At 71.3% G+C, this 13,445-nt stretch carries 13 protein-coding genes; 5 read left to right on the top strand and 8 right to left on the bottom strand.

From position 1 onward, the window contains the following. Entirely contained in the window at positions 1-1,515 is a 1,515-nt protein-coding gene (locus tag BLT99_RS12015) for a helix-turn-helix transcriptional regulator (protein WP_092672734.1), read from the bottom strand. A gap of 263 nt (positions 1,516-1,778) precedes the next feature. Here BLT99_RS12015 and BLT99_RS12010 point away from each other — a divergent pair, with 263 nt between their 5' ends. Beyond that, complete coding sequence (locus BLT99_RS12010; RefSeq protein WP_092672731.1) at positions 1,779-2,291, top strand: hypothetical protein; 513 nt, start codon at positions 1,779-1,781, stop codon at positions 2,289-2,291. Positions 2,292-2,311: 20 nt separating this feature from the next. Here BLT99_RS12010 and BLT99_RS12005 read toward each other — a convergent pair whose 3' ends face one another. Continuing rightward, on the bottom strand, positions 2,312-3,274 hold the full coding sequence (locus BLT99_RS12005; protein WP_092672728.1) for a TIGR03557 family F420-dependent LLM class oxidoreductase: 963 nt from the start codon (positions 3,272-3,274) through the stop codon (positions 2,312-2,314). Positions 3,275-3,556: 282 nt separating this feature from the next. Here BLT99_RS12005 and BLT99_RS12000 point away from each other — a divergent pair, with 282 nt between their 5' ends. The 3 genes from BLT99_RS12000 (at position 3,557) to BLT99_RS11990 (ending at position 5,393) form a co-directional block, all read left to right on the top strand. Then, the gene (locus BLT99_RS12000) at positions 3,557-4,291 is read left to right on the top strand and encodes a hypothetical protein (protein ID WP_092672725.1); all 735 of its coding nucleotides are present in this window, start codon (positions 3,557-3,559) and stop codon (positions 4,289-4,291) included. 68 nt (positions 4,292-4,359) lie between these two features. Further along, positions 4,360-4,791, top strand: coding sequence for a phage holin family protein (locus tag BLT99_RS11995; RefSeq protein WP_092676245.1), 432 nt, complete (start codon positions 4,360-4,362; stop codon positions 4,789-4,791). After that, entirely contained in the window at positions 4,788-5,393 is a 606-nt protein-coding gene (locus BLT99_RS11990) for a DUF3618 domain-containing protein (RefSeq protein ID WP_092672722.1), read from the top strand. The genes BLT99_RS11995 and BLT99_RS11990 overlap by 4 nt, the downstream gene beginning before the upstream one ends. A 69-nt stretch (positions 5,394-5,462) precedes the next feature. Here BLT99_RS11990 and BLT99_RS11985 read toward each other — a convergent pair whose 3' ends face one another. From BLT99_RS11985 to BLT99_RS11960, 6 genes are all read right to left on the bottom strand, one after another. Beyond that, positions 5,463-7,121 carry an amidohydrolase gene (locus BLT99_RS11985; RefSeq protein WP_092672719.1) on the bottom strand — a complete coding sequence of 553 codons (1,659 nt, stop codon included), beginning with the start codon at positions 7,119-7,121 and terminating at the stop codon, positions 5,463-5,465. An 18-nt stretch (positions 7,122-7,139) separates the two neighbouring features. Continuing rightward, on the bottom strand, positions 7,140-7,982 hold the full coding sequence (locus tag BLT99_RS11980; protein ID WP_092672716.1) for an ABC transporter permease: 843 nt from the start codon (positions 7,980-7,982) through the stop codon (positions 7,140-7,142). Further along, complete coding sequence (locus BLT99_RS11975; protein WP_092676240.1) at positions 7,979-8,953, bottom strand: ABC transporter permease; 975 nt, start codon at positions 8,951-8,953, stop codon at positions 7,979-7,981. The genes BLT99_RS11980 and BLT99_RS11975 overlap by 4 nt, the downstream gene beginning before the upstream one ends. Positions 8,954-8,967: 14 nt before the next feature. After that, entirely contained in the window at positions 8,968-10,152 is a 1,185-nt protein-coding gene (locus BLT99_RS11970) for a polyamine ABC transporter substrate-binding protein (RefSeq protein ID WP_092672713.1), read from the bottom strand. A gap of 48 nt (positions 10,153-10,200) precedes the next feature. Next, a complete protein-coding gene (locus BLT99_RS11965) occupies positions 10,201-11,394 on the bottom strand; it encodes an ABC transporter ATP-binding protein (protein ID WP_407922602.1) in 1,194 nt (397 codons plus the stop codon). Between the two features lie 164 nt (positions 11,395-11,558). Continuing rightward, positions 11,559-11,921, bottom strand: coding sequence for a hypothetical protein (locus tag BLT99_RS11960; RefSeq protein ID WP_133988417.1), 363 nt, complete (start codon positions 11,919-11,921; stop codon positions 11,559-11,561). A gap of 198 nt (positions 11,922-12,119) precedes the next feature. Here BLT99_RS11960 and aceA point away from each other — a divergent pair, with 198 nt between their 5' ends. Further along, positions 12,120-13,445 carry an isocitrate lyase gene (gene aceA, locus BLT99_RS11955; protein WP_092672706.1) on the top strand — a complete coding sequence of 442 codons (1,326 nt, stop codon included), beginning with the start codon at positions 12,120-12,122 and terminating at the stop codon, positions 13,443-13,445.

Here is a 13,445-nt window from a genome sequence, read left to right as displayed (position 1 = left end):
CTAACCGCGAGGCGCGTGCGCCTCGAGGAACTGGTACACCTCGGTCTGGTCCACGCCCGGGAACGTGCCGGTCGGCAGCGCCGCCAGCAGCGAGGTGGGCGTGCGCGCGGCCGGCCACGAGGCATCCGCCCACTTCTCGGACAGCGTCGCCGGAGCGCGCCGGCAGCACGATTCATCGGGGCAGGTCGACACCGCGCGGTGCGGCGTCTCACGCCCGCGGAACCACTTCACGTGCTCGAAGGGCACGCCGACCGAGACCGAGTACTCGCCCTCCTTGGCCTTCTCGATGCGCGAGGTGCACCAGAACGTGCCCGTCGACGTGTCGGTGTACTGGTACCACGGGCTGAAGCGGTCCTCGATGTCGAACACCGTGCGCGCGGTCCAGTTGCGGCACACCGTCGTGCCCTCGACCGCGCCGAGCGCGTCGGACGGGAAGCGGACCGCGTCGTTCTCGTACGCCTTGATGATCGTGCCCGACTCGTGCACCTTCATGAAGTGCACGGGGATGTCGAGGCGCGCCGTCGCGAGGTTCGTGAAGCGGTGCGCGGCGGTCTCGTACGACACCGCGAAGTGGTCGCGAAGCTCCTCCATCGAGATGCGCCGCAGGTTCTTCGCCTCGCTGAGGTAGCGCACCGCGGCCTGCTCGGGCAGCAGGATGGCGGCCGTGAGGTAGTTCGTCTCGATGCGCTGGCGCAGGAAGTCGCCGTAGCTCGCCGGTTCCTCGTGCCCGAGGAGGTGCGAGGCGAGCGCCTGCAGGATCGGCGAGCGCGAGTCGCGTGATGGGGACTGCTGCGTCGGCAGGTAGATGCGGCCGTTGCGCTTGTCGGTCACCGAGCGCGTCGAGTGCGGCAGGTCGCCGACGTAGTGGAGCGAGTAGCCGAGGTGGCTCGCCATGTCGGCGACGAGCTGGTGAGAGACCGGGCCGCCCGAATGCCCCACGGCCTCGAGCAGCTCCGCGGCCTTCGCCTCGAGCTCGGGATAGAAGTTGTCGCGCGCGCGCATCTCGGCGCGCAGCTGCGCGTTGGCGCGACGGGCCTCCTCGGGTGTCGCGGCGCGCTCGCGGTGCAGGCGGTCGATCTCGTGGTGGAGGGCGAGGATCGTCTGCAGCGTCTGATCGGACATCGTCTTCGCCACGCGGAACGGCTCGAGGCCGAGCGCGGCGAAGACGGGTCCGCGCTGGGCGCGCTCGACCGCGATCTCGAGCGCTGCGCGCTCGGAGGGAGGGTCGGGGCGGAGCAGCTCGTCGGCACTGGTGCCGAGCGCGAGGGCGATCGTGCGGAGCATCGACAGCCGAGGTTCGCGCTTGCCGTTCTCGATGGCCGAGACCTGGCTCGGGGCCCGGTCGATGGCGGCGGCGAGCTCGCCGAGCGTGAGGCCCGCGGCGAGGCGGCGATCGCGGATGCGGCGCCCGAGCGTGAGGGCGTCGACCTCATCGGGCGCCGGCTCGGCGGCGAGGCCGACTCCGCCGTAGGCGGCGGCGAGGGTCGTGGAACGAGCGCGATCGGCGGTGACCATGCCTCATGCTCACATGAGGGAGCGGATGTCGCAAACGGAAGAACTGCGGAAGTTCCGCGTCTTGGCGGAAATCGAACCGATTCAGTGGATCACGACGACCGATCCCGTGCGAAGAATCGCCGGAATGTCGCGCGCTCGGTGGCAGGAGCGCGATCCCGGTACCCGATCCGCGGGCGGCGTGCAAGCCGTTTCCGCGGCACGGGAGGTCTGCGAGCATGACGGCGCCCGCGGGACGCGGGACTGCCGAACGGAGGACCCCGAACGTGACGACCCTACGACGCTCCATCCGACCCACCGCCGGACTGGCTGCCTCGCTGCTCGCCGCAGCGCTGCTCTCCGGCTGCTCGGGAGGCTTCGCGCCCGCCCCCGAGTCGACCGACGCCTCGGCTCCCGCCAGCTCACCTGCCGAGACGGACGGTGCCGCCGCCGGTGAGCAGAGCGTGGCGGAGGCGTGCGACGCGATCCTCGCCGGACTGCAGGACCTGGGCGAGATCGATGCGACCACGCTCCAGGACGATCTCGCGAACGACCCCGAGGCGGCCGAGGCGACGCTCGAGGAGGCGCAGGCCGCCGTCGTCGATGCAACGGACTCGGTCGAGAACGCCGAGATCCGCCCGTACGCCGATCGCGCCGCCGAGGCCACGCGCGAATTCTTCGACGCCGCTCGCGAAACCGCCGAGAATCCCGCGAGCGCGGATCCCGAGTCGCTGCAGGACGAGCTCGGCGCCTTCGCGGCGGCTCTCGCAGAACTCCAGACAGCCTGCGCCGGGAGCTGACCGTCGCTGCCGGCCTGCGCTCACCCGGCGGTGAGCGCGGGCCGGAGCTCGTTCGCGAAGAACTCGAAGAAGCCGTCGACGTCGGGGCCGAGGTTCATGATGGCGATGCGGTCGTAGCCCGCATCCTCGTAGGCGCGCACCGATTCGACGTGCGCCGCGACATCCGGCCCGCATGAGACGTTGTCGCGCACGTCGTCGACGCGCACGAATACCGACGCCTCCTCGAAGTTCGCGGGGTTGGGCAGCTCGCTCATGACCTTCCAACCGAGCAGGGACCACCGCGCAGTCTCGTGGGCGGCCGCTGCCGCGGCGTCGGCGTCTGGAGCCCAGGCGATCGCGGCCTCGCCGTAGCGAGGGCCGTCGCCGGAACGCGCCCAGTACGCCTCCACGAGCGCCCGGTCGGGGTCGGTGCCGAACATGGCGTCGCCGTGCTCTGCGGCCAGCCCCGCGGCATCCGGGCCGCCCGCCGCGACCGCGATGAGCGGCAGCTCGTCGGGCAGGTCGAACACCCGGGCGTCCTCGAGCGCGAGGTACTGGCCGTCGTAGGAGTGGTAGCCGCCCGACCAGAGCAGGCGGATGATCTCGATCGCCTCGCGCAGCATGGCCTGCCGGTCGCTCACGCTCGGATAGCCGGCCGCGACGATGTGCTCGTTGAGCCGCTCGCCTGAGCCGAGGCCCAGCGTGAACCGGCCCTCGCTCAGGATCGCGAGCGTCGCCGCCGCCTGCGCGATGATCGCAGGGTGGTAGCGCACCGTCGGGCACGTGACGCCCGTGGCGAGCCCGATCCGCTCGGTCGACGCGGCGATCGCGCCGAGCACCGACCACGCGAACGGCGAGTGCCCCTGCGAGTCGAGCCACGGATGGAAGTGGTCGCTGATCTCGACGAAGTCGAAGCCGGCCTCCTCGGCCAGCCTCGCCTGACGCACGAGCTCGCGCGGGTCGAACGCCTCAGCGGCGAGCTTGTAACCGTATTGGACGGGCATGCCGGACTCCTTCCTGCCGCGAGCGCGGCAGGAGCGCAGCGGCGGTCGTGCAGGGCGACGGTACCCGACGCGTCCGCGCCACGGGAGCCGGTTGCATCCGGTGGAGGCGACGTGTAGCGACGCCCGGACACCCGATGTCGGGGTTCGCGCGCGGGGTTATACGCCCCGGTTCCCGGGATCGCAAGACCCTTCATGGGTGAGAACCGCCGACCTAGCGTGGCCAGTGCAAATCCACCGTCGAGGCCGGAGCACACGCCCGGTCTCGGAGAGGAAGGGGCGAACATGGTGAACACCGCAGGGACCGGAACGTCCGATCTCAAGCAGGAAGCAGGTGCGGCCGGCCACCGGGTCGCCGACACCGCCAAGCAGGAGGCCCGCAACGTCGGGTCCGAGGCGAAGTACCAGGCCCGCAGGCTCGCGGACCGCGTCGGCAGCGAGGTCCGCTCGCAGGCCTCGACGCAGCAGCAGCGCGCCGCCGGCGGGCTGCGGAACGTCGGATCGCAGTTCTCGGAGATGGCCGCGACGAGCCAGTCCGGGTTCGCGCGGGACGTCGTCGAGAACGTCGGCTCGCGCGCCGACTCGGTCGCATCGTGGCTCGAGCAGCGCGAACCGCAGGACCTCCTCGAGGAGGTCAAGGGCTTCGCGCGTCGGCGTCCGGGGGTCTTCCTCGCGATCGCCGCAGGCGTCGGCGTGGTGATCGGCCGGCTGACGCGCTCGCTCGCGACGCCGAGCGACTCGTCGTCGAGCGCAAGCGGCGCGCGGGCACAGCTCGCGGGCACGGTCGACGCGCCGTACACGACCGAGTACCCCGGCACGACCGGGACCTACACGGGCACCGGCGGCACCTACACGGGAGCCGACGGGACGTACGGCACCGGCACCGGCGGCGCGCACGTCGCCGACACCGACACCACATGGACGGCCGAGCCGACCGGTGTGACGGGTACCGAGAACCCGTACACCGAGCCGCTCCCCGGTGAGGACACGCGCCGGGGCGACGTGACCGGAGCCCCGTGATGAGCGGCGCGCACGTGGGCGGCATCGATCCGCGATCGAGCGGTGCGCACGTCGCGGGTGCGCCGGCGATGGGCGCGCCCGCCGTGGACATGCCGACACCGTCCGAGCAGAAGGCGGCGACGACCTCGCTGGGCGACCTGGTCGCCGAGGTCACGCGCGACATGTCGACGCTCATGCGGCAGGAGGTGGAACTCGCCAAGGCCGAGGCCACGCAGTCCGCGAAGCGGGCGGGCAAGGGTGCCGGCTTCTACGGCGGGGCGGGGGTCGCAGGATGGCTCACGCTGCTGTTCCTGTCGATCGCCCTCTGGTGGGGCCTCGGCGACGCCATGGAGAACTACACCTGGTCGGCGATCATCGTCGCCGTCATCTGGGGCATCGTGGCGGCCGTCCTGTACTTCATGGGCAAGAAGGAGTTCGACCGGGTCCAGGGCCTGCCCCGCACGGTCGACACCCTCAAGCAGATTCCGGACACGTTGAAGAGGAATGAGGAGAACCGATGACTACCGATCCGAATGCCATCCGTTCCGACATCGAGCGGACGCGAGTGGAGCTCGGCCAGGACGTCGACGCCCTCGCCGACAAGGTCAACCCCGGCAAGGCGGTCCACCGCCAGACCGAGAAGGTCAAGGGCGTCTTCCGCCGCGCGAAGGACCGAGTGATGGGCAGCGCTCATGACATGGCCGACGGCACGGGCGACGCACTGCACTCGGCGGGTGAGGCCGTCGGCGCCGCGCCGCAGCGCGTGGCCTCCGCGACGCGGGGCAACCCCATCGCGGCCGGCCTGATCGTCCTCGGTGCGGCGTGGCTCGTCTCGTCGCTGATCCCGGCCTCGCGCCCCGAGCGCGACATCGCCGAGAAGGCCAAGGACGCCGCGGCGCCGCTGGTCGACGAGGTCAAGAACGTGGCGCAGGATGCCGCGCAGAACCTCAAGTACGACGCGAAGGACGCTGCGGGGGCCGTCAAGGACAGCGCCGCCGAAGGCGTCGAGAACGTCAAGTCCGAGGGCAAAGAGGCGGCGGCTGACGTGAAGGACGCTGCCCAGCAGGGCGGCTCCAGCACCGGCACCACCACTCCCACCGGCACGCAGTACACCACGTACTGAGCGCAGAGCGGGACCGTACCGGCGCCCGTCGTTCGAGCTGAGGCTCGACGGCGGGCGCCGGTCCATGTGTCAGGCGTCGGATGCCGCGTAGACCCGCTCGCCCTCGACGAACGTCTGGAGTGCTCGGGTCGCACCGATCTCGTCGGCGGGGCCGGCGAACGGGTCGCGGTCCAGCACCACGAGGTCGGCGTACTTGCCGACCTCAACGGTGCCGGTGACGTCGTCGAGGTGGTTCACCCACGCCGAGCCCGCGGTGTAGGCGCTCAGCGAGGTGGCCAGGTCGATCGCCTGCTCGGGCAGGAACGCGTCGTACTCGCCCTCCTCGTGGCCGGGTGCGGATCGACGGTTCACCGCGACATGGATCGCTGCGAGCGGATCCGGGGTCGAGACCGACCAGTCGCTGCCGGCGGCGAGTACGGCGCCGGACCGCAGCAGGTCGCCGAACGGGTACTGCCAGGCGCTGCGCGGCTCACCGAGGAACGGCAGGGTCAGGTCGACCATCTGCGGCTCGAGCGCCGCCCACAGCGACTGCATGTTCGCGGCGACGCCGAGTTCGCGGAACCGCGGGATGTCCTCGGGGTGCACGACCTGGATGTGCGCGATGTGGTGGCGGTGGCCGTTCCGGCCGTTCGCGGCGATCGCGTGCTCGACGGCGTCGAGGCACTCCCGCACGGCGCGGTCGCCGATCGCGTGGAAGTGCAGCTGGAACCCGAGCCGGTCGAGCTCGACGGCGGCCGGGTTCAGGATCGCGGGGTCGACGAACGAGATGCCCGAGTTGTCGGTGAAGTGGCCGTGACCATCGCAGTACGGCTCGAGCATGGATGCGGTGAAGTTCTCGGCGACGCCGTCCTGCATGATCTTGATGCTCGTCGCGGCGAAGCGTCCGCCGCGGTAGCGCTCGCGGCGCTCGACGAGCGAGGGGATCTGATCGAGCCCTGCGGTGCGGTCCCACCACAGCGCACCGACCACCCGCGCGGTGAGCGTGCCCGCCGCCGCGGCGGCGAGGTAGGCGGGGCCGGGGTCGCCGGCGTCGCCGTACGGACCGACGATGGCGTCCTGCCACGCGGTGACGCCGAACGAGTGCAGGTACCGCTGGCCGATGAGCAGCGCCTCGGTCAGGGTCTCGAGGCTCGTCTCGGGCAGGTGGCGGTTGACGAGGGTCATCGCGCCCTCGTGCAGCGTGCCGGTCGGGTTGCCGTCGGCGTCGCGTTCGATCCGCCCGTCGGCGGGATCGGGCGTGTCGCGGTCGACGCCCGCCAGGCGCAGCGCCGCCGAGTTGACCCAGGCGCCGTGTCCGTCGCGATTCGGCAGGAACGCCGGGCGATCGGGCACGACGCGGTCGAGCGCCGCGGCGGTCGGCGTGCCGCCGGGGAACGCCGACATGGACCATCCGCCACCGAGTACCCACTCGTCCTCGGGGTGGTCCGCCGAGTAGGCGGCGATGCGCTCGAGGTACTCGGCTTCGCTGCCGAGCTCGGCGAGGTCGCAGCGGATCAGGTCGAGCCCGCCCCAGACGGGGTGCACGTGCGCGTCCTGGAATCCGGGCACGAGCAGTCGGCCGGCCAGGTCGACCACCTCGGTCGACGGGCCGACGAGGTCGCGGACGTCGTGGTCGGAGCCCACGGCGACGATGCGCCCGCCGCGGACGGCGACCGCGCCGGCGCGCGAGCGCACGGTGTCGGCGGTGAAGACGGGGCCGTTCGTGAAGACGAGATCGGCGTGGGTCATGGCGGGGGAGCGTCCTCTCTAGTTTCCGGTCATGGTGCGCGCGATCTGCGTCGCCGAGTCGCCCGCGCGCCGCAGCACGAGCGCGACGAGCGCGAGGGCCACGAGCGTGAGCACGAGCATGATCGTCGAGACGGCGGCGATCTCGGGCCGAAGCCCCGATCGGAGCGCGCTCAGCACGTACACGGGCCACGGCGTGGTACCCGAGACCTGCACGAACGCGGCGATCACCGTGTTGTCGAGGCTCAGCGTGAACGACAGCAGGAAGCCGGCCAGCACGGCGGGCATCGCGAGCGGAAGGGTTACGCGACGGAAGGTCGTGAACGGCCTCGCGTAGAGGTCGGCCGATGCCTCCTCGAGCTGCGCCTCGAGCCCGACCAGCCGGGCGCGCACGATGTACGAGACGACCGCGATCGAGAACAGCGAGTGCCCGATCACGAGCCGCACGATGCCGTCGCTGAAGACGCCGAGGCCGAGGTCCTGCCCCAGGAACACGAGCCACGGCAGCAGCGCCACCGCGTCGACGATCTCGGGCGTGACCGACACGAGCAGCAGCAACCCGATGAACCACAGGGCCCAGCGGCCCGGATGACGCGCCATCGCGATGCCCGCGAGGGTGCCGAGCAGCGTCGCGAGCACCGCGGCGATGAAGCCGGTCTGGATGGACACGAGCACCGCGTCTCGGATGGCGGGCTTGGCGACGAGCGCCGTGAACGCGTCGAACCCGAAGCCGTCCCAGGCGACGAGCAGCCGCCCGGTGTTGAACGACGACGCGATGATCACCGCGATGGGGAGGAACAGGAAGGCGAACACCGCGACGCCCCAGACGGCGAGCGCGACATCCGACCACGACCGCTGCTTCATGCGGTCACCTCCTGAGGGGTGCGGGACGACGGGCCGGCGGTCTCGGCGACGTGCCCCGTGGAATCCGGGCCGCTGGGACCGGCGGTGCGGTCGGACGGCGGATCGCCGAGCACCAGCCGGTTCCGCATCCGGAACGGCAGCGAGACGAGCCACACGATCACGCCGCCCACCGCGACGGTGAGCATGATCACGAGGATGAGCAGCACCGCCATCGCCGAACCGAGCGCCCAGTTCTGCGCGGTCTGGAACTGGCTCGCGACGAGTTGGCCGACCATGTTGCCGCGCGCGCCGCCCAGGACGGTCGCCGTGATGTAGTCGCCCATGAGCGGGATGAACACCAGCAGCACGCCCGCGATCACGCCCGGCCGGGCGAGCGGCAGCGTGACCCGCAGGAACGTGCGCACCCGGCCCGCGCCGAGGTCCTTCGAGGCCTCGCGCAGCGGGCCGCCGACCCGGTCGAACGCGACGAAGAGCGGCAGGATCATGAGCGGCAGGTAGTTGTAGACCACGCCGATGAGCACCGCGGTCCTCGTGTACAGCACCTCGAGCGGGCCATCCGTGACGCCGACGGCCTGCAGCAGCGTCGACACCCAGCCCTCGGGAGCGAGGATGACCTGCCAGCCGATCGTGCGGACGAGGAAGTTCGTCCAGAACGGCACCATGACGAGCGCGAGCAGCAGGCCGCGCCGCGAGGCCGGCACCTTCACCGCCATCCAGTACGCCACCGGCAGGCCGATCACGAGGCACAGGAGCGTGCCCGCGATGCCGACCCACAGCGTGTTGGTGAACGTCTGGAAGAAGGTCGGCGACAGCGCCTCGGCGTACCGGTCGAACGACAGCACGTCGGTCGCGTGCGTCCCGAAGATGCCCGGCTTGTAGCCGAAGCTGAAGTACACGACCATCGCCACGGGGGCGACGAAGAAGACGACCAGCCACGCCCACGCGGGGATCGCGAGGGCGAAGCGCGGCATGCGCAGCGCTCGCACTATGCCCCCGCCGCGGCCTTCGTCTTGTTCCAGATGTCGACGCGCACCTGCTGGGCCTCGTTGACCTCGCCCTCGCGCATGGTCTCGAGCTGCTCGGGCGTGAAGAACACGAGGTCGAGCATGGGCAGCCCGGCGTCGGCCGCGGCCTGCTCGATGTCCTTGCCGCCCGTGTGGTACCCGATGTAGTCGAGCTCGGCGAGGGAGTTCTCGGGGCTGAGGACGTAGTCGATGAACGCGTGCGCGGCCTCGGGGTGCGGTGCGCCCGCGGCGATCGCCCAGTTGTCCATCCAGATCTCGGTCTCGGGGCCGGGGAAGACCCACTTCCAGCGGTCGGGCTCGCCGCCCTCGAGCATGCCGATGCGCGCGTCGCCGTTCCACGCCTGCATGAGCACGTGCGTGGCCTGCGGGATCGCGGCGCCGCCGGGGTACGAGTCGAACGCCGAGACGTGCGGGGCGAGCGAGTTCACGAGGTACTCCTCGGCCGCGGCGAGGTCGGCCTCGTCGGTCGTGTTCCAGTCGATGCCGTTGGCCCAGAAGTACATGCCGGTCAGGTCGCCCGGGTCGTCCAGGACGCTGGTCTTGCCGCTCGCCTCGTTCTGCGCGGCATCCAGGAAGTCGGCCCAGGTCGAGAGCTCGCGGGTGATGACCGTGGTGTCGTAGACGTAGCCCGTCGTGCCCCACGCCTTGCAGATGGAGTAGTCGTTGTCGGGGTCCCACGCGCGGCCGAGGTAGGCGTCGTCGACGTGCTGCAGGTTCGGGATGAGATCCTTGTTGAGCTTCGAGAGCAGTCCGTTCTCGATCATCTGCGGGATGAAGACGCCGGTCGGCACGATGATGTCGTAGCCCGAGCTGCCCTTGGCCGCGACGAGCTTGGAGATGAGCTCCTCGTTCGAGCCGAAGGAGTCCATCTGGATGGTGGGCCCGAGGTCGGCGGTGAACCCCTCGAGCACGTCGGGGGCGTCGTAGTCGCCCCACGTGTAGATCGAGAGGCTGTCCTCGAGCTCGCCGCCCGTGGCCTGCGGTGCGCTCGACGTGCCGCCGCCGGTCGAGCAGGCGGCGAGCAGGCTCGTGGCGCCGGCGGCCGCAGCGGCGGCGAGGAAGCGCCGACGGCTCAGCTCGGCGGTGATGGCCCTCGCCGCCGTGGTCGAGGCGAGGATGCGGACGGGGGTGCGCGGCTGGCTCATTCGGGTCTCCTCAGGGTTGGGGGTGCGTCGGACGTGCGGGGTCGAAGGTCAGCGGGTCGGCGGGGCGACGTATCCGCCCTCGTCGGCCGCGCCGTCGGCCGGGAAGAGGAGCACGCTCTCGGCGCTCCAGCTGCATCGCACGGCGTCGCCGACCGCGAGGTCGGGTGCCTCGGGCGTGGGTCGCCGCGCGATGAGGCTCTGGTCGTCGCCGAGGCGGACCAGGTACTGCATGGTCTCGCCGAGGTGCGCGACGCCGAGCAGCGTGCCGCGAGCGACGTTCGCGCCGTCGACGGCTCCGGCCACCCCGGCGGACTCGGCCTCGATCCGCACGTACTCCGGCCGCACCGCGGCCTGCGCGGGTGCGCCCTCGGCCAGCGTGTCCGCGGCGTCCGATCCCGAGCGGATGCCGCGCACGAGCGCGTGCTCGGAGGACACCGCCGACCCGCCCTCGCTGGCGGTTCCGCGGAAGAAGTTCTGCTGGCCGACGAACGCGGCGACGTACGCCGAGGCGGGACGCGCATAGATCGTGTCGGCGTCGGCGAGCTGCTCGATGCGTCCGTCGCGCATGATGGCGATGCGGTCGCTCATCGAGAGCGCCTCGCCCTGGTCGTGCGTGACGAAGACGAACGTGATCCCGAGCCGCGACTGCAGCAGCTTGAGCTCGAGCTGCATCTCCTCGCGCAGCTGGCGGTCGAGGGCGCCGAGCGGCTCATCGAGCAGCAGCACGGCGGGCCGGTTCACGAGCGCACGCGCGAGGGCGACGCGCTGCTGCTGACCGCCCGAGAGCTGCGTCGACTTGCGATCGGCGAAGCGGCGCATCTGCACGAGGTCGAGCGCCTGCGACACGCGGTCGCGCAGCTCCGCCTTGGGTGTGCGGCGCTGCTGCAGTCCGTAGGCGACGTTCTCGGCGACCGACATGTGGGGGAACAGCGCATACGCCTGGAACACGGTGTTCACGTCGCGCCGATACGGCGGCGCGCCCAGGACGGACTGTCCGGAGATGCGGATGTCGCCGCCATCCGGCTGCTCGAAGCCCGCGATCATGCGCAGGGTCGTCGTCTTGCCGCAGCCCGACGGACCGAGCAGCGAGATGAACTCGCCCGGCTCGATGGAGAGGGTCACGCCGTCGACGGCCGTCGCCTCGCCGTATCGCTTGATCACGCGGTCCAGGTCCACCGAGCCCGCTGCGCCTCGGCGCTCATCCGTCGGTGAGGCCGTCATCGCCTCGGTCGCCGCTGTCACTCCTGGCACCTCCCGGTTTTCCTGCCGCCACGTCGCGTCCGGCCATTCAACGACGTATTGGCCGCGTGTGCAATTCCCCGCCGGAGAACCGGACGAACCATCCGGGCGGCACCCGCGGACGCGCAGAACGTCCGGCCGTTCGTCACGCGCCGGTAACCGGGGACCTACGAATCGGGGTTGGTCCGCGCCGGCGACGCCTGATCCGTCGCCGGCCCGTCGAGCTTCGCGTCGGACGGGTCCGGGTCCGGGGGCGCCGGCGTCCTGGCCTCCTCCGCGACGAGCAGCATCCGCAGCCCGATGTGATGCAACACCAGCCCGATGACGACGGCGGCGATGATCGCGAGCGGCCACCACGGCACGTCCCCGAATGCGAGCACGACGCCGAGGACGACGAGGGCGAGCCCGAGCACCGGTCCGATGACGAAGAGCGCGAGCCCGGCCGTCCCGAGCCGCCGGGCGCGGGTGCTTCGGGCGCGGGCGCGAGCCTGATCGCGCCGGGTGCCGCCCACCTCTTCGTCGTGGGTCACGCCCTCCATTCTGCTCGTTCGCGTCCGATTCCACCGCAGCGGCCCGGGGAGTTCCGCAAGGCGGAAGAACCGGGAAAGTTCACCCCCGGATCGGCCGGTGGAAGTGGTTGCGCGCCCCGCAGCATGGATGCCACGGACCACGGCGTACCCCGCTCGACGGGACGCACGAGACATCCATCGCACCGAAGGAGCACGACGATGAGCACCGAGAACCGCCCCGGCGACCAGACCCAGACCGCTGCCGAACTGCAGCTCGAGTGGGACGCCGACCCGCGCTGGGAGGGCGTCGAGCGCGACTACACGGCCGAGGACGTGATCGCCCTGCGCGGCCCGGTCCGCGAGGAGCGCACGCTCGCGCGTCGCGGCGCCGAGAAGCTGTGGGAGGACATCCGGAAGAACACCGGCACGGCCTTCGAGCGCATGGAGGACCCGGAGTGGTCGGCCGCGCTCGGCGCCCTCACCGGCAACCAGGCCGTGCAGCAGGTGCGCGCGGGCCTGAAGGCGATCTACCTCTCGGGCTGGCAGGTCGCCGCCGACGCCAACCTCAGCGGCCAGACCTACCCCGACCAGTCGCTCTACCCCGCGAACTCGGTGCCGGCCGTCGTGCGCCGCATCAACAACGCCCTGCTGCGCGCCGGCCAGGTCGAGCAGGGAACCGACGACCGGGACTGGATGGCGCCGATCGTCGCCGACGCCGAGGCCGGCTTCGGCGGCCCGCTCAACGCCTACGAGCTCATGCACCAGATGATCGAGGCGGGCGCCGCGGGTGTGCACTGGGAGGACCAGCTCGCGAGCGAGAAGAAGTGCGGCCACATGGGCGGGAAGGTGCTCGTTCCGACCTCCCAGCACATCCGCACGATCAACGCGGCGCGGTTGGCGGCGGATGTCGCGGGCGTGCCCTCGATCATCATCGCCCGCACCGACGCGCTCGCGGCGACCCTGCTCACGAGCGACCACGACGAGCGCGACCGCCCGTTCGTGACCGGCGAGCGCACCGCCGAGGGCTTCTACAACGTGCAGAACGGCATCGAGCCGGTCATCGCGCGCGGCCTCGCGTACGCCGAGTACGCCGACCTGCTCTGGGTCGAGTCGGCCGAGCCCGACCTCGACCTCGCCCGCCGCTTCGCCGAGGCCGTGCACGCGAAGTTCCCGGGCAAGCGCCTGAGCTACAACTGCTCGCCCTCGTTCAACTGGAAGCGCCACCTCGACGACGACCAGATCGCGAAGTTCCAGCGCGAGCTCGCGTCGATGGGCTACGCGTTCCAGTTCATCACCCTCGCGGGCTTCCACTCCCTGAACCACGGCATGTTCACGCTCGCCAAGGACTACAGCGAGCGTCACATGTCGGCCTACGTCGAGCTCCAGGAGGCGGAATTCGCCTCGGAGGCGGCCGGGTACACCGCCACGCGCCACCAGCGCGAGGTCGGCACCGGCTATTTCGACCAGATCGCCACGGCGCTGAACCCCACGAGCGCGACCCTCGCCCTCGTCGGATCGACCGAGGAAGAGCAGTTCCAGCACTGA

Source organism: Agromyces flavus (assembly GCF_900104685.1).
In the GTDB taxonomy this organism is placed as follows: Bacteria; Actinomycetota; Actinomycetes; order Actinomycetales; family Microbacteriaceae; genus Agromyces; species Agromyces flavus.
The sequence above is the reverse complement of the archived record's forward strand: the minus strand, read 5'-3'. Positions and strand labels throughout refer to the sequence as shown.